The sequence below is a fragment of the Saccharospirillaceae bacterium genome (assembly GCA_022448365.1).
In the GTDB taxonomy this organism is placed as follows: domain Bacteria; phylum Pseudomonadota; class Gammaproteobacteria; order Pseudomonadales; family Oceanobacteraceae; genus Bacterioplanoides.
Genome location: JAKVCS010000003.1, coordinates 534775 through 551972 on the forward strand (window position 1 = coordinate 534775; position 17198 = coordinate 551972).

At 50.0% G+C, this 17198-nt stretch carries 11 protein-coding genes; 8 read left to right on the plus strand and 3 right to left on the minus strand.

What is annotated here, in order from left to right; translation table 11 throughout:
- Nucleotides 1-34: 34 nt before the first annotated feature.
- Nucleotides 35-1654 carry an FAD-binding oxidoreductase gene (locus MK185_06095; GenBank protein MCH2040187.1) on the minus strand — a complete coding sequence of 540 codons (1620 nt, stop codon included), beginning with the start codon at nucleotides 1652-1654 and terminating at the stop codon, nucleotides 35-37.
- Between the two features lie 248 nt (nucleotides 1655-1902).
- Between MK185_06095 and MK185_06100 the strand changes: the two genes are divergently transcribed.
- Both MK185_06100 and MK185_06105 read left to right on the plus strand, forming a co-directional pair.
- Nucleotides 1903-2937, plus strand: a complete 1035-nt coding sequence (locus tag MK185_06100) for an AraC family transcriptional regulator (protein MCH2040188.1) — start codon at nucleotides 1903-1905, stop codon at nucleotides 2935-2937.
- A 166-nt stretch (nucleotides 2938-3103) separates the two neighbouring features.
- Nucleotides 3104-4558: a DEAD/DEAH box helicase gene (locus MK185_06105; GenBank protein MCH2040189.1), complete on the plus strand. Its 1455-nt coding sequence runs from the start codon at nucleotides 3104-3106 to the stop codon at nucleotides 4556-4558.
- Nucleotides 4559-4673: 115 nt separating this feature from the next.
- Here the strand turns inward: MK185_06105 and waaC are convergent, their stop codons facing one another.
- A complete protein-coding gene (gene waaC / locus MK185_06110; GenBank protein ID MCH2040190.1) occupies nucleotides 4674-5690 on the minus strand; it encodes a lipopolysaccharide heptosyltransferase I in 1017 nt (338 codons plus the stop codon).
- Nucleotides 5691-5783: 93 nt separating this feature from the next.
- Here waaC and MK185_06115 point away from each other — a divergent pair, with 93 nt between their 5' ends.
- From MK185_06115 to MK185_06130, 4 genes are all read left to right on the plus strand, one after another.
- The gene (locus tag MK185_06115) at nucleotides 5784-6782 is read left to right on the plus strand and encodes a flippase-like domain-containing protein (protein MCH2040191.1); all 999 of its coding nucleotides are present in this window, start codon (nucleotides 5784-5786) and stop codon (nucleotides 6780-6782) included.
- A gap of 126 nt (nucleotides 6783-6908) precedes the next feature.
- A complete protein-coding gene (locus MK185_06120; GenBank protein MCH2040192.1) occupies nucleotides 6909-7967 on the plus strand; it encodes a glycosyltransferase family 2 protein in 1059 nt (352 codons plus the stop codon).
- A 3-nt stretch (nucleotides 7968-7970) separates the two neighbouring features.
- Entirely contained in the window at nucleotides 7971-9551 is a 1581-nt protein-coding gene (locus tag MK185_06125; GenBank protein ID MCH2040193.1) for a glycosyltransferase family 39 protein, read from the plus strand.
- Complete coding sequence (locus tag MK185_06130; GenBank protein ID MCH2040194.1) at nucleotides 9541-10323, plus strand: phosphatase PAP2 family protein; 783 nt, start codon at nucleotides 9541-9543, stop codon at nucleotides 10321-10323. The genes MK185_06125 and MK185_06130 overlap by 11 nt, the downstream gene beginning before the upstream one ends.
- Before the next feature lie 49 nt (nucleotides 10324-10372).
- Here MK185_06130 and MK185_06135 read toward each other — a convergent pair whose 3' ends face one another.
- Nucleotides 10373-10621, minus strand: a complete 249-nt coding sequence (locus tag MK185_06135; protein MCH2040195.1) for a hypothetical protein — start codon at nucleotides 10619-10621, stop codon at nucleotides 10373-10375.
- Between the two features lie 177 nt (nucleotides 10622-10798).
- On the opposite strand from MK185_06135, the gene fabB reads away from it, so the two are divergent.
- Entirely contained in the window at nucleotides 10799-12010 is a 1212-nt protein-coding gene (fabB, locus tag MK185_06140; GenBank protein MCH2040196.1) for a beta-ketoacyl-ACP synthase I, read from the plus strand.
- Nucleotides 12011-12267: 257 nt separating this feature from the next.
- Entirely contained in the window at nucleotides 12268-17187 is a 4920-nt protein-coding gene (locus tag MK185_06145; GenBank protein MCH2040197.1) for an ATP-grasp domain-containing protein, read from the plus strand.
- Nucleotides 17188-17198: the final 11 nt, after the last annotated feature.

Here is a 17198-nt window from a genome sequence, read left to right on the forward strand (position 1 = left end):
CAGCGTACGACGAGGTGAGAACCCAGCCATTCCGTTATTTGTAAGACTTGCCTTTCTCCAGCAGAGTCCCCGGATTCAGTCGCTGATCCGGATCAAAATCTTCTGTTAGGGTTTGCAGAATGCGCATTCCTAACTTTCCTTTTTCCGCTTCCAGATAAGGAGCGTGATCTTTACCAACACCGTGTTGGTGAGAAATTGTTGCGCGGCTATTGGCAATCACTTCAGAGGCACTTGCTTTCAGTTTCTGCCAGCGCTTATAGGTTTGCTCATAGCTGTCAGCGCAACGGAAGAAATAAGTGGTGTAGATACTGCAACCCTGACCGTACAAGTGGGACAAGTGAGTAAACACCATGACCTCTTCGTTCTCGTCTTGCAGCGCCTGCTCCAACGACGACTCCATGGCGTTTAACAGCGTGTCGACATTATCCCAATCTGTTGAGGTCTCAAGCGTGTCAATGGCAATACCTTCTTCCCAGGTGGTTTCGCGCAGGTACGGGAATTTGAAACGACCTTCCGCCCAGATGGTACCCATGATATTAGCGACAACACCACCAACACCGCCGTTCGACTTCAGTACCTTGCGAATTTGCTTCAAAGACGTTTTATTTTGGTACTTGCTACCAGTCACACCAAACGTCAGCATGCATCGCTCGTCACCCATGCCCCGGAAGCGCAGGAATTTGTCCAGCGCTTTAAATTGCGACTCTTTCGTCCCCAGGTGGGTGTGCGCTTTTGATTCTTTTGCGTTAGAAACACGCATCATCGACATCGGCACACGCTGCTGTACCAATTCACGAACGGCATCCTTGGCTGCATCCCAGTTAGGCATAAAGTAGACGAAAAATTTCTCTTCTTCCGCTAAACGACTGACACGCACCTTAACCTCGGTAAAGATCCCCATGCGGCCTTCAGTTCCCATGGTGACTTCACGCAGATCAGGACCGGCCGATGATGCCGGAATTGTGGGAATGTCCAGGGACCCGTGTAACGTTTCCATGCGACCGCCGGCAAACATCTGCTCGATCCGACCGTAACGCAGAGATTGCTGGCCAGAAGAGCGGGAAGCAATCCATCCTCCCACGGTTGCCAGCTCCCAGGACTGTGGATAATGCCCCAGCGTATAGCCCCGTGCACGCAACTGAGATTCAACCAGCGGACCGGGCGTGCCAGCTCCGAAGGTGGCGATCTGACTTTCTTCATTCAGGTCCATAAGCTGATTCATTCGACCCATATCAATCGTCAGAATGGCACGCTCACTTGCTCCTGGAGTGATATGGCCAGCAACAGAGGTACCACCACCATAAGGGATTACTTCAAAGTCGTTTTGTACTGCAAAATCCAATAATTCGCGTACTTGTGCACTGGTTTCCGGATAGGCGACACCGTCAGGGAATTGCCCAAAATCGCCACTGTGCATTGCCAGCCAATCCGGAAAGCTCTGACCACGAGCATGACGAACACGGTCTTCTGCCGCGGTCATGATCAGTGGATGTTGCGGTAGACGGGAAGCAGGCACCTTGGCTTTTACTTCGTCAAGGGTTGCTGACGGCAGGGCTTCCGGCTTACCAATGATAGAGTGAATCAGTTTACGACCATGATCCGATACCTCTTTGGTGTAATTTTCATCACCCCAGCCATTCCAACGACGACCCATGCTTCCACCTTTATTATTTTGCGACAGCCCAGCCAAGCAGTGACCAGACCCAATAGTTGAGTAGTATTGAGCTAATTCACAACAGAAATGCGATTAACCCATTAGACCCTGACCGGAGACGCGGTTACACTGTGAGCTTCATTGCCGGGCGCCCAGGACAGATTCCAGTTTATGTTATTCACTATAAAGCGTTTGGTGCGACAATCACTGACCCAATGGGACAGAAAAAGTAGTAAATTCAGCCAGCCATGATTGATACGGATTCTCTTGGTACCGCTTCGGCGAATGCAATTCGGCAATACCTGCGTGCTGCCCAGGATTACGACATTCAGGCAGAAGATGCACTGAATGCTGCCGACCTGCCGCTGGGCATTATGGATAACTCGGTTGCCCGCGTGAAAGGGCGAGCATTCCAGAACTTGATCCGCTGGCTGATAGAGCAAACCAAAGACCCACTATTTGGTCTGAAAAGTGCCCACTACGTCCAGCCAGGTTCCTACAGCCTCGTGGGTTACATGGCTATGAATTCCCGCACCGCCCGCGAGGCGCTTCACCTCACCCCGGAATACGAGGCCATTGTTGGTGATATGGGAATCACCAAGATAGAAAAACACGGTCCTCACCTCGCCATGCGCTGGGTATGTCAATACGATGACCCGGTTGTCCGTCCACACATGATTGATAACGTATTGGGCTCCTGGTTGCTTTTTGCCCGATGGCTGGCAGACCTGGAGGAGGGAAAACCCGAAGCAGTTTTATTCGAGCGTCCCGCTCCGGATGCTGGCTTGCTTCCTGATTATGAAGCGATATTTGGCTGCCCACTGGAGTTCAACGCTGGCAAAAGTGCGCTGATTTTCCCAGAACAGATTCTCGATACTCCACTGCGCCAACCAGATCCTCTTTTACTGAGTAATCTTGAACAGCAAGCCAGCTCAGTTATGTCGGAAATTCAGGAGCGCCACCCGATTGTGATGCAAACTCGTACTCTGCTGCGAACCCTTATGGACGAAGGCATTCCACGCCGGGAAAAAGTAGCCGAGCAACTCGGCATTACCGAGCGCACACTGCAACGCCGGTTGCAGGATGCAGGCACAGGCTACCAGCAACTCCTGGACGATCTCAGGCAGGAAACGGCAAGCGAATGGTTGACCAGCAGTGAGATGCCAATTAACGATATCGCATTGAAGCTAGGCTTTAGTGAAGCCCGCTCTTTTCATCGTCGCTTTAAAACCTGGACAGGGATCACTCCCGGAGAGTATCGATTGCAGCACAGTAATAAATAGTTCCACTCAAGCCAGGCAATAGCACCAACACCATCGTTTTTGACAACAAAAAACGCTATACTCCGCCGTCATTTTTTACACCCTCCGAACATTGCGATATCAGCTCAAGGCGAAAAAATCGCTGCCACAGCCTACCAATCGACAATCACGCCACCTGAGAACAACTATGTCATTTACCGAACTGGGATTATCACCTGCCATTCTTGAAGCCGTAGCCGAACAAGGTTACGACAAGCCTTCTCCAATTCAGGAAAAAGCGATCCCAGCCGTGTTAACCGGCCAAGACGTAATGGCAGCGGCACAGACCGGCACCGGAAAAACCGCTGGATTCACCCTGCCAATCCTGGAAAAACTCAGCACTGGAGAGCGTGCCCGGGCGAATCAGGTTCGCGCTCTGATTATTACCCCAACCCGTGAGCTGGCAGCCCAGGTAGGTGACAACGTCCGCGCCTACTCAGAGCATCTACCTCTCACCTCAGCGGTTGTATTTGGTGGCGTTAAGATTAATCCACAAATGCTGCGCATGCGCCGCGGCGCCGATGTGCTTGTTGCAACCCCCGGACGATTGCTCGATTTGTATCAGCAAAACGCCGTGCGGTTTAAACAGTTAGAGGTGCTGGTATTGGATGAAGCCGATCGCATGTTAGATATGGGCTTTATCCACGATATCAAAAAAATTCTCAACATCCTGCCTAAAGAGCGTCAGAACCTGCTGTTTTCTGCCACCTTTTCCGACGAGATTAAAGAGCTGGCGAAACGCTTGACCAACAACCCTATCGAAATCTCTGTGACACCACCAAACAGCACGGCGAAGCGGGTCGATCAGTGTATTCACCCGGTTGATAAGAAACAGAAATCTGCACTGTTGGCGCACTTGATCAAAGAGAATAACTGGAAACAGGTTCTGGTGTTTTGCCGCACCAAACACGGTGCTAACCGGCTGACCAAATACCTGGACGAAAAGAAGATTAAAGCGGCCGCCATTCATGGTAACAAAAGCCAGGGGGCTCGCACCCGGGCACTGGCTGAATTCAAATCCGGTGAAATTCGCGCACTCATTGCAACTGACATTGCTGCTCGCGGTATCGATATTGATCAGCTACCTCAGGTCGTCAATTTTGACCTACCGAACGTTGCTGAAGATTACGTTCACCGTATTGGCCGCACAGGCCGTGCAGGGGCAGCTGGCAATGCTGTATCACTGGTTTCTGCCGACGAATTCAAAGAGCTGTCTCAAGTTGAAAATCTCATTGGTAAACTATTGGAGCGTGATTACATTCCAGGTTTTGAACCGGTTCATGAAGTTCCGCCATCGGTATTGCGCGCAAAACCCAAGAAACCCAAAAAGCCGAAGAAAGCCAAGATTCACCCTGACCACAAAGACGGTCAACGCAGCGGTGAAAAAAGGCATCATGCACAAGGAAAATCGGGCAAAACCAGTGCCAGTCAAGCGCGCTCCGGCTCTAAAAACCGCTCCGCTACAAAAACGCCAGGAACGTCAGAGAGCGGAAAATCGCCCTGGAAAAAGTCTGGCGCAACCAAGCGTCAGGTTGATAGCCCGATGCAGAAGGCCTCTGACAAAACAATGCGTAAACCACAAAAACGAAAGCCGGCTAATTAGGCCGGCACCTTATTCGATAGAGTGTGCTTATTGACCGCTTTCATCAACCAACCCCCCGAAATAATCTGCATCAGGATGTTGGAGCGTAAGGGAAAAATCGTGCCAGTATAAAATCTTAGCTGATCACCGCCTGCAGATAATCAAACACTCTCTGCGGTGAAACCTCGCGATAACAAGCCGGCTGAATGTCACCCAAGTCATTCAATAAACATTTTTTTGACAGGCATGGTGCACAGCTAAGCTCACTTTTCATGACCTCCACTTGTGGACCGAGCACACCGGTCAGGGTTGCGGAGGTCGCACCATAGATCGCCACAGAAGGCACCTCAAGTGCCGCCACCACGTGAGACAAACCGGTATCGACCCCGACGACCGCCTGAGCGTAAGCCAGGTACGCATTCAGATCGTTTAATCCCATTTTGGGCAACACCGATACACCATCAATACAATCAGCAATGCGCTCTGCGCGCTGCTTCTCTTCCTCGTTCCCCCAAGGAAGCATAACCTGTCTGCCAGTACCGGTGACCATGTTAGCCAGCTGCCCCCAGTATTGCTCTGGCCATAACTTGGTGATCCATGTGGTTCCATGTAGGAATACCCAATAATCCCCTTCAACATTCGGTCTCTGCCAACGACCCCGATCAACACCATACGATAACGAAGCTGGCACTTCATAACCAAGCACCTGAGCAAACAACTGGCGTACCCGGGGAATTGCATGCTGTCCCTTAGCAATGAGTTGCGGATACTGATATGCGCGGGCGGCTAATGGTTCACGGCATGAGTTCTTGTCCAGACCATAGCGCGGTCCCTTCGCCAAACGTGTGAATATCGCACTTTTTATAAGTCCCTGAGCATCGAGTACGATGTCATATTCTTCACTTTTCAACTGCTGACGAAACACGCTCATTTCATGGCGGTTCTGCTTATTAAACAGATTCTTGCGCCAGCGACGCCACGCCACAGGAATGACCCGCTTAACCGCCGGATGCCAGGTTGGTATATCAGCAAATCCTTCTTCCACCAGCCAGTGAAACTCAACATCCGGCAAGCTTTGCCAGGCATCTTCGATCGCTGGCAAGGTGTGAAATACATCTCCCAGAGAGGAAGTTTTGACTACTAATACTTTCAAGGCACACGTCTCATCTGAATCACAGCAGACCATTGCTCCGGCTGCCTATCACGTTGAAGGCGAACTTTACGTGATTTCGTCCGTTATTCAAACTTGACTTTACCACCGCCAACCGCAACCATCCGCCCTCTTAATCTGGACGATGAGCAGGTCGGGGAACAATTGTTAAAGTCATGGAAATTCTGGGCCGGTGTGGTTCTGCTGGTCGGTCTGATTATTCTGGTCGAAAACAGTTTTGGCTGGCATTCGATATTAAGTAGCTGGCAGCTGATTCCTGCACAAGACTTAGCGATTGCAGTGCTGTTAATGCTGGTTAGTTATGCGTTACGCGCTGTTCGGTTTTATGATTTTTTCTATCGGTATTGTCGTGGCCATTTCACACCGTTGATGCGTATTACCGTTTTACACAACTTCTTCAATAACCTGCTGCCAATGCGCAGTGGTGAAACCGCATTTCCGCTGCTCATGAAGCAGCAATTCGACTTACCTTATCGCCACAGCGCACCAGCATTACTGTGGCTAAGATTGCTCGATTTGTACGCCCTATTGATATTGGCGGTGGTATCACTGCAAAGTTTGCTGCCACTCAGCGAGACAGCCCGCTGGCTCATCAGCGGCGCCTTGCTGCTGACACCCTTGATTGTCTTACCCCTGCAAAACCATGTAGAAACGTTACTGAATCAACACCAAGGTGAATGGTCAGATAAAATAGCGGAACTGATGCATGCATTGCCTAAGTCCCCATGGCCGTTTGTTCGCGCCCTTTTCTGGACTCTGATTAATTGGGCACTGAAACTCGCAGTGTACGCCTGGTTATTGCAACAATTTTTGCCGATGCCATTCAACCAAAGCTGGATTGGTGCGACTGCCGGAGAGTTCTCCAGCGTATTACCGATTAACGGGCTGGCTGGCGCAGGGACCTATGAAGCCGGCGTTGTCGCCGGATTAATCCCATGGGGCCTGGATAAGTCGGCCGCACTGGCGGCGGCAGTAAACCTGCACTTATTTGTACTTGGCAGTACTTTCATCCTGACGAGTCTGATTGCTTTACTCACGATACGTGCAACAAATAATCAACCAGCTGAGCATTAAAGTACGCCGCTGCCATACGACAGTCCTTCCAGGCCTGGCATTGACACGACTTTAGTTTTCACTGCTCAGGCTTTTGGGTATTATCCCAACACTTTTTATAATTATCGGTACAGAGTGGTATCTACCTTGACTGAGGCAACAACCCCCTCCTTATCCGTTGTCATCCCCATGTTCAACGAAATTGACAACGTTTCTCCTATGGTTGCTCGTGTTCACGAGGGGCTGGCCGACTATCAGGGAGCATGGGAACTACTTGTCGTTGACGACGGCAGTACTGACGGCACTCCACAAGCCCTGCATAAAGAAACGGAAAAGTACGGTACTCACGTTCGTGTGATTGAGCTACGTCGCAACTTCGGCCAGACCGCTGCGATGCAAGCTGGTATTGATGAAGCCCGTGGTGAGCTTATTGCCACATTAGACGGCGACTTACAGAATGATCCAGCCGACATTCCGCGCATGGTTGACCACCTGATTGAAAACGATCTTGACCTGTTAACCGGGTGGCGGAAAAACCGTAAAGATGACCTTGTCCTGCGCAAAATCCCATCCCGTATCGCTAACCGTCTGATTGGCAAAATCACGGGGGTGCGCATCAATGACTACGGTTGCTCATTAAAGATCTACAAATCCGCGGTTATTAAACAGGTTCGTTTGTACGGCGAGATGCATCGCTTTATTCCCGCCTGGGTTGCCGCCGTTGTACCACCAAGCCGCATCGGCGAAATTGTGGTAAAACACAACGCTCGCGTCGCGGGTGAATCAAAATACGGTATTTCGCGTACCTTCCGAGTTATTCTTGATCTGCTGTCGGTATATTTCTTTATGCGCTATCGCGCGCGTCCGGGTCATTTCTTCGGATCGATCGGTTTAGCGCTGGGTTCCGTTGGCGGAATACTGCTGGCTTATCTGGGCTTCCTGAAAATCTTCCTCGGTGAAGACATAGGTACTCGTCCGCTGTTTCTGATTTCGGTTGTCTGTGTCATTGCTGCACTGCAATTCCTGACCACCGGGGTCCTGTCGGAACTGATATCGCGCACCTACTTTGAATCCTCCCAACGTCAGCAATACGTGATTTATAACCGTAGCACAGAGAATGACGAGGAAGAAACTTATCGCGAGGACGCGACAGAAATGAAACAACCATCCGTACCCGCAACAGACAGCAACACGGAAAACAGCTGATCCATGCGAAACCTCTCTGTCCCTTATTGGTTGGTTGCCGCACTGATTGCATTCTTTTTTATGAATCTGGGCGGCTACCTGCTGTTCGATCACGACGAAGGGGCTTTCAGCGAAGCAACCCGGGGAATGTTTGAACGTGGTGATTTTATCACGACTTATCTCAACGATCGGGTACGCTTTGATAAACCGATTTTTATCTATTGGCTCCAGGCAACTTCCATCGCCATATTCGGCAATGAAGTCTGGGCATTTCGTCTGCCCTCAGCACTGGCTGGGGTTGGTTGGTCGTTGGCAATTTTTTATTTTTGTCGCCGTTTTCTGAATCAGGAAATTGCCGTTACTGCAGCGTTAATAGCAGCAGCGGCACTGGGCATTAATATGATTGCCCATGTAGCAACAGCAGACGCCGTTTTAAACGTTATACTGGCGACCACCATGTTGTGCATGTATCGCTACACGATTGAGCCGTCAAATAAGCTGCTCTTGATCATATACGCTCTGATGGGATTAGGTATGTTGACCAAGGGCCCGGTTGCTGTGGCAATACCATTTATGGTTTCCGCAATCTTCTTCCTCTGGTCAGGGATGCGGGATGCCTTTGTTAAGGCGATTTTCTTTTTCCCGGGATGGATTCTGTTCTTACTGATTGCAGCACCCTGGTACGTTCTCGAGTATATGGCACAAGGCCAGGCATTTATCGACGGTTTTATCCTTAAGCATAACGTCAACCGATTTAACAATGCGATGGAGGGTCATGATGGCGGACCTTTTTTCTACCTGCTGTTACTGCCCTTTATCCTCGCTCCCTTTGGTGCATTGCTGGTGCGAATCGTGCCAAGCCTTCGAACCATTCGTCCGCATAACGGTGAAAATGCCGACTTATTAAATCGTTATTTATGGATTTGGTTTTTAGTGGTTCTGGTACTGTTCAGTGTCGCCAGCACCAAATTACCCCACTACATTTTGTACGGTGTCACGCCACTGGTTATCCTGATGGCACGTTATCGTCATTGGCTGAAAAGCCGCATTCTGACGCTGATCTTCCCGTCACTACTGTTTGCACTGTTTGCTGCATTGCCATTGTTGATACCAACGATTATCGATGGTTTGACCAATCCGATTGAAATTGCAGCAGCCAATCGCGCTGCAGAATATATCAATCAGGATTTCGCCATTCTCGCCACGCTCACCTGGATCATATCCGCAGCTCTGATCTTATGGCCGCGCATCAGTCCGTGGTTCTCACTGGTACTAACCGGCGCGCTGCAATCGGCCTTTGTCTGGTTTGTGTTTGTACCCGCTATCAGCGAAGCCCAACAGCGACCTGTGTGGGAGGCAGCTCAGTTTGCTAAAACACTGGAACAGCCGATTGTTACTCAATCCATCGATATGCCGAGTTTTAACGTTTACCTCGATAAGTGGACTGAACGCCGCCGACTGAAACCCGGTGAAATCGGTTACGCCCGCGAAGACCGTTTGAGAGACACTGGAGATATCGACGTGCTGTTCCAATCAGGTCCGATCATGATTATTCGACGCCGAGCAGCGGGAGAAAATGCATCAGATGCCATCCATGCACAATAGAATCATGTTGCTAAAACCGGCTTTGCTTGCAATTGCCGCAGTGATGTTCATTGCGGCCGCTTTCATTGCAGCCACCGATTCGAACAAGGCAATATTTCTCAGCTGGAACGTCGCGGGCTCGGCTTTGCACCCTGCCATCTGGACCAACCTGACGCTGATGGCAGATACCTTGTGGGCCATTGCGCTGCTGCTGGCGGTTGCGGTTTATCGTCCGAGATTGCTGACTCAGTCTTTGTTGTTACTCATTATTGGCGGTATCACCGTTCATATTTTTAAACAAAGTCTTAATCTGCCACGACCGCCAGCTGTATTAGAAGCGAGTAGCTTTAACCTGATTGGTCCGGCCCTGAAGAATGAGAGTTTTCCTTCAGGTCACGCCTTCACAGCGCTCAGCTGCGCCACCTTACTTGCATTAAATACGCTGCGACCTGCGTTAATCGTGTTTATCATGATCGCGGGTGTTTTGGCTGCACTCAGCCGTGTCATGGTTGGTGCACATTGGCCGGTCGATATTTTAACCGGTGGTGGTGCCGGCATTGTGATGGCTGTTTTCTGTAGCTATCTGGAAAGCCATTGCAAAACATTTGAGGCACATGGCTGGAAATTTGCGAGTATTCTCTTATTAACATTAGCGACGGTCGCACTGGCGTTTCACGAAGACCGATATCCTCACACACAAGTACTGGGAGTAATGACCAGCTTGACCGCCCTGATCATTGCCGGGCGTCAATTCTGGATACCATTTTTCCGTCTGCTAAAGCGTTCCAGATAACTCGTCCATGGCCCTGTTTCATCAGGGCTGTGGGACACAGGGATAATGTTCAGGAACCGAACAAATCGAAGGCAATACCGCCGTCATCTCCTTGATCGAGCCAGCCTTTTGGTTTGGAAAACGTCTGTTCCATTTGTTGCGCCAGTGAATCGGGGATTTTACGTTTAGCACCGTCTCCAATCATAGCCTCGAGCTTAACCTCATCCACTCCCAAACAAGCCGCCATCGTTTCGACATCCAGCGCATTTTCCAACATCAACTCCTGAACACGCTGCCAGCGTACACCTTTTTCAGCCATTTCGAATACAACCTTTAACCTTTGATTAACAACCTGATGTCAATAATATTTTTCTTTATGCCTCTTCCACCACTGCTATATAGTGGGGCGCAGAAATATTAGTTGAAGCTGAAATATTACCTCAATCTTTCACTAATATGCTGGCAAGAATTTAAAAAACACAAGTTGAGATTTGATATGCGTCGAGTAGTTGTTACAGGTATGGGCATCGTAGGTTGTCTGGGCAACAATAAAGAAGAAGTCTTGGCTTCACTTCAGGCTCAGCGCTCTGGTATTTCCTTCCAGCCTGAATATCAGGAAATGGGGTTTCGCAGCCATGTTGCCGGCAAACCGAATATTGACCTTGCGGAACATATTGATCGTAAATTAAAACGCTTCATGGGCGATTCGGCCGCTTACACCTATTTGTCGATGAAAGAAGCCATTGAGGACGCAGGTCTGCCCGAAGACGTTGTCAGTCATCCACGTACCGGACTGGTCGCAGGCTCCGGTGGTGCTTCCTCTTCAGACATTGTTGAGGCCGTTGATATCTTGCGTGAAAAAGGTATCCGGAAAGTGGGCCCTTATCGTGTTACCCGTACCATGGGTTCCACCGCATCAGCAAACCTGGCAACTCCGTTCTCAATTAAAGGAGTGAACTACTCCATGACTTCCGCTTGTGCGACCAGTGCACATTGTATTGGCCACGCAATGGAGTTGATTCAATGGGGCAAACAAGACGTCGTATTCGCTGGTGGCGGCGAAGAAGAGCACTGGAGCCTGAGTGCACAATTTGACGCAATGAGCGCACTATCCAGTAAATACAACGACACGCCGGAACGCGCCTCACGCGCGTATTGCTCCACCCGCGACGGCTTTGTGATTGCCGGCGGCGGCGGCATGCTGGTACTGGAAGAATATGAACACGCGATAGCACGCGGTGCGACCATTTACGCCGAATTGGTCGGCTATGGCGCAACGTCCGATGGAGCAGATATGGTTGCTCCCTCAGGTGAAGGAGCGGTGCGCTGCATGCAAATGGCACTTGAAATGGCTGGCAATCCGGAAATTGATTATCTGAATACTCACGGCACCAGCACCCCGGCCGGTGACATTACAGAACTCAAAGCGGTTGGCGAAGCATTCGGTGAACAACGTCCAGTCATCAGCTCGACTAAATCATTGACTGGCCACTCTCTCGGTGCTGCCGGTGTACAGGAAGCGATCTACAGCTTACTGATGCAACAACATGGCTTTATTACCGGCAGCGCCAACATCGAGGCCCTCGATGAAGGTAGCGAAGGATTTACCATCGTTACTGAAAACCGTGAAGCCCGGCTAACCACCGTAATGTCGAACAGCTTTGGGTTTGGTGGTACCAACGCCACCCTGATTTTTAAGGCCATTTGATTATTAAAGGAGTGTCAAAATTGCGGTGATGGCGTTGTTCACTTACCGCAAAAAATGACATACTCAGGCGCTGTACCAGGCATTAGTTGTTTTCAGGAAGAAACGCTGCTAACACACGTCGGCAGCTAACTTTCAGCGGAGCCAACACCGCCCCAGAAAAATGAATGCCAACTCAATATTTATAGTTTTTTTCCGGTCAACCCCGTTTCATCTGACTTTGGTTGATCTCGCTTTGGCACAGTATGGATTTAGTTACAATGACAGATAAACAGGCAAACAATTCTCTCGACAATGAACAGGCCCATATTGATCAGTTGTTTCTGAAAGCAGAACAACTTTCTGCTGACTTTTCTCTTTTCCCGGAGTTTGAAGACAACCCGATCGATCACACAGTAAAAGGTTTAATTGCACCGGAACGGTGTGACAACGAACGCGAACGCTTGTCGGGTTTAAACATCGACGATTATATCGAACAGGTTGTTGCACCGAGCGAGAATAATCAGCGCGTGGGTGCCAAGGCTATTGTTCAGCATCTCATTCTGCGCACGATTACCGAACTTGAAGACGGCCCACTCTATACCTGCGAAGCGGATATGGACTTCAATGGCAAGATTCGCCGGGTTGGTTTTATTTGTCAGAACCGTGAACACAATAACGGCGTATGGGGTCCGCAGCACCACAATAAGGCAGCAGAACAAGTTCGGGCTTTTGCTCAGCGTGCGATGCCTATTGTTACATTTATCGATACTCCAGGAGCCGATGCCGGAGAGGCAGCCAATGCAGGTAATCAGGCGCATTCGATTTCTCACCTGATTACTGAAATGGCCAATAACGATGTGCCAACGCTCGGTATTATCTGGGGAGCAGGATATTCGGGGGGTGCGATTCCGCTGGCGACAACCAATATTTTACTATCGGTTCGTGATGGTATCTTCAACACCATCCAACCTCAGGGGCTGGCAAGCATTGCCCGGAAATACAACTTGTCGTGGCAAGAGTGTGCAAAATACGTAGGTGTGTCCGGATTTGAACTGAAAGAAGCCGGTATCATTGACGGTATCATCGATTACGCACCAAGTGATGCGGATGAAAAACGATACAACCTGCATCAGTCTGTGGTTACCGGTATTGAATCCATTGAAGCAAGCTCCGCAGAATTTGCCCGCAACAACCCATACCTGATGGATCACTACAAACGCAGTATTGATCGTTTTCTGGAACCGTCCGATAAATTAGAAAAAGTTCAGCGTGATGCTAATTTTTTCCTGGCGGAGACGCCTACTGAACACCTCAATATTTTTGGTCTGACCTATCGCTACACGCGCTATCTGACTCTGCGCCGCCGCATCCATGCAACCAGCGTGGAAAACTATGGCCGCCTGGCTGAAAAAGAAATTCCAGAGGGGCAGCTGCAACAACGAAATGAGCGTGAAGCTCAACGTAAATTCCAGAACTGGATCCAGGCGCCAGAGAAAATTGTTTACGACGAGTCATTACACAAAAGCTGGAAGACATTCTGGAGCAAATACGAAGAGCGTGACGAAAGCCGCTCCACCATTGCTCGTCTGTTCTTCGGAGAGCCAAAAGATAATTATCTAAAAGCCAAACAGGACCTCTGTTTTAATCTGGGTCTGTATTTGTTTAATCGCTGGAAAGCCGACGCTCCGGTTAACTTTCAGGGATTGCTGAATTACCTTGAGGATTACAAACAAAGCCGCTTTATGTTGCGTGCTAACGATATTCTCGATACCGACGCTGTAGCTGATTTTGTCGAAAATAATCCACACCCACTGGCGGCTTATATTCGTGAGATATTGCCCCACGAGACTCGTCAGGACCTGACGACTGAAATGGCTGGCGAACAAGCAAAAGGGGCTCTGAAGCAATCGATTGCCAGCGCCCTGAATACCGTACTGCAGCACCAACTGATTCCGGAAGACGTGCGTGACGAGCTGAAATTATCAACCCGAACCGAAGCCATCGCTAACAGTGCGGCGGTTGCCAAAGTTGAAGCTAACCGCCGTATTCTTGAAGAAGCACTCGCTCCTTACATTCAATTCCGTCAGGAAAACATCCAGAACCCTGCGCACCCTGACATCACCATTCTGGATGCCATTCTGCATGAAGAATTGCGCTACGAATTCAGTCAGGTTTGCCAGAACATGCTGGTTTTCGGTCAGTTGTACGATAACTTCATCTACAACCTGGTGAACGTCGCGAAAGAAGCCAATGAAACCCGAGCACTCTCCAGTGATGCCGTGAAAGAATTGCTGGATAAATCACTGGCGGAAGCCACGTCCGGTGATAGCTACACCCCGCAGGAGCGAGAATCTTTTAACCACTGGTTAAGCTATTTCATCAAGAGTTCAGCCCGCGTGGACTTTCTCAAATCAGTGGAAGAGTGGAAGAAACTGGCGTTTCCTCGCCTGTCGGACACCTTATTTGTTGTGATCACCTTTATTTTTGAGAAACTGTTGGCTGAGTATCATGAAGCCGAGCAGGAAGGTAAGAACTACAACGGCCGGATAAATCCGGTTTCCATCGGTCGTCGTAAAGATTTCTGGAACCGTTTGACCATGGGCTACCACGATCTGCTCATTCAACAGGTTCTGGATGACACGAAGCGTCAGAAGAAAACCAGCCCAGCGGCATTAATCGAACGTTTCTTCGCAGACTTTGATGAGATAAACGGATCTCTGATGTCTGCAGATCCGGTCTCATTCCCGGGCTTTCGCAGCTCTATCGAAGGGGCTCTAAACAAAGACGAAAAACCGTGTGGCGTATTAACCGGTATTGGTACCATCAAGATTGGTGATCGTCAGCAGCGTGTTGGTGCACTGGTATCCAACCTGAACTTCCAGGCTGGTGCATTTGATATGGCCAGTGCTGAAAAGTTCTGCAAATTGATGGTCGAGTGTGCCCGGCAGCAGTTGCCAATCGTGTGCTTTGTATCGTCCGGTGGGATGCAGACCAAGGAAGGGGCAGCCGCACTATTCTCCATGGCCATCGTTAACGACCGCATTACCCGCTTTGTTCGTGACAACGACCTGCCCTTGGTGATCTTTGGTTTTGGCGATTGTACCGGTGGTGCGCAGGCATCGTTCGTGACCCACCCACTGGCACAAACTTATTATTTTTCCGGCACCAATATGCCATTCGCGGGTCAGATTGTTGTGCCAAGCTACCTGCCCAGCACGTGCACCCTGTCGAACTACCTGTCAGTTTCGCCGGAATCAATGGATGGCCTGGTGCAACATCCGTTCTTCGATGATCTTGATAGCCGCTTGCGTGCGATTGACCCGGATATGCCAACCGCTCGCCACACGGTTGATGATGTTCTGGATCGTGTACTGCAGGGTTATGTCACTGCAGAGCGCTTTGCACCGGACACAGGGGATGCGACCAACGAAAGTAAAAAATATGGCAACATCGACAAAGTTCTGGTTCATGCCCGTGGCTGTACCGCCGTCAAACTGATCCGTAAAGCCCAGGAGAACGACATTAAAGTGGTTCTGGTGCAATCAGACCCGGACATGAATTCGGTCCCAGTGGATATGTTAGGACCAGAAGATCGTGTGGTGTGTATCGGTGGTAACACACCAGATGAGTCGTATCTGAACGCCAAATCCGTGCTGCGCGTCGCACATCATGAGGGGATTGACGCTTTGCACCCAGGTATCGGATTCCTGTCAGAGAGCAGTCAGTTCGCGGCTCTGTGTGGTAACCACGATATTAACTTTGTTGGACCACCGGTTTCATCCATGGAAACCATGGGCAATAAATCAAACGCCATTAACACCGCCATGCGTGTTGAGGTCCCGGTAGTCCCAGGCTCTCACGGTATTCTGACCAGCTCAGCCAATGCCGCCAGTGTGGCTGATGAGATTGGTTATCCGGTGCTGTTAAAAGCTGTACACGGTGGTGGTGGTAAGGGTATTCAGGTGGTGGAATCGCCGAATAAGATTCACAGCTTGTTCCATCAGATTTCGACCGAGGCCAAAGCTGCTTTCGGTAACGGAGACGTATACCTGGAAAAATACGTCACATCATTGCGCCATATCGAAGTGCAGGTTTTACGTGACAGCCATGGCAACACTAAGATTCTGGGACTTCGTGACTGCTCGGTTCAACGCAATAACCAGAAGATTTTCGAGGAATCCGCCTCGACCATGCTACCGCGGGAACTGGAGCAAGGTGCATACGACTTTGCCGCCAAACTGGCTGATGCCGTGAACTACGTCGGTGCTGGTACGGTTGAATTTATCTTCGATCTCGACAATAACACCATCTACTTTATGGAGATGAACACGCGTCTTCAGGTTGAACATCCGGTAACAGAACTGGTGTCGGGTATTGATATCGTCAGCACCCAGTTCAAGATCGCTCAGGGCGAAGCCATCACCGATCTGAAGCCAGTTGCTAATGGCTATGCTATCGAAGTGCGCGTCAATGCTGAAAAAGCAGTCCGCAAGGGTGATGATGTCGAATTTGTACCGACACCTGGCCGCATTCGTGACTGTGTGTTGCCGGATGAAGACCACATAGAGCTGATCTCAATGGCGGCTCCCGGTAAGCAGGTATCGCCATTCTATGACAGCATGGTGACTCAAATTATCTGTTACGGTAAAGATCGTAACGACACGATTACCAAGTTGCGCGACTACCTTGAACGGGTGCGGATAACCGGCGTGTGCACCAATATTCCGCTGCTGAAACGCGTTCTTGATGACGATGTCTTCCAGAAGGGAATCTACGACACAACCTATCTCCCGAAATTCCTCGATCGCATGGACGTGGATGCATTGATTCACGATATTGAAGAGGCCGCCGATTTATCAGCCGATGCCGTTGATGCCTCTGCGCTGGCGATTGAGGGCTCTGATGAGCTTAAAGTACTTTCGCCAAGTACCAGTATCTTCTATGGCTCGGCGTCGCCGACGGAACCGCCGTTTGTCAAAGAAGGCGATATTATCAGCATCGATCAGACCCTGTGTTTGATGGAAGCAATGAAAATGTTCACCCCGCTTAACCTGAAACAGTTCAACCGTACTGAGTCCGAACTCTACCCAGTGAAACAGCAGTTTAAGGTTACCCGAATTATGAACTCGGATGGTCAACAGGTGAACCAGGGCGATCTGCTTTATGTGGTCAAACCGCTAGACCCAGAACCGGCCTGATGAACTCTCCA

Coding starts and splice junctions, on each gene's coding strand:
- MK185_06095 (MCH2040187.1), bottom strand. CDS start 1,654: ATGGGTCGTCGTTGGAATGGCTGGGGTGATGAAAATTACACCAAAGAG.
- MK185_06100 (MCH2040188.1), top strand. CDS start 1,903: ATGATTGATACGGATTCTCTTGGTACCGCTTCGGCGAATGCAATTCGG.
- MK185_06105 (MCH2040189.1), top strand. CDS start 3,104: ATGTCATTTACCGAACTGGGATTATCACCTGCCATTCTTGAAGCCGTA.
- MK185_06135 (MCH2040195.1), bottom strand. CDS start 10,621: ATGGCTGAAAAAGGTGTACGCTGGCAGCGTGTTCAGGAGTTGATGTTG.
- MK185_06125 (MCH2040193.1), top strand. CDS start 7,971: ATGCGAAACCTCTCTGTCCCTTATTGGTTGGTTGCCGCACTGATTGCA.
- fabB (MCH2040196.1), top strand. CDS start 10,799: ATGCGTCGAGTAGTTGTTACAGGTATGGGCATCGTAGGTTGTCTGGGC.
- MK185_06130 (MCH2040194.1), top strand. CDS start 9,541: ATGCACAATAGAATCATGTTGCTAAAACCGGCTTTGCTTGCAATTGCC.
- MK185_06145 (MCH2040197.1), top strand. CDS start 12,268: ATGACAGATAAACAGGCAAACAATTCTCTCGACAATGAACAGGCCCAT.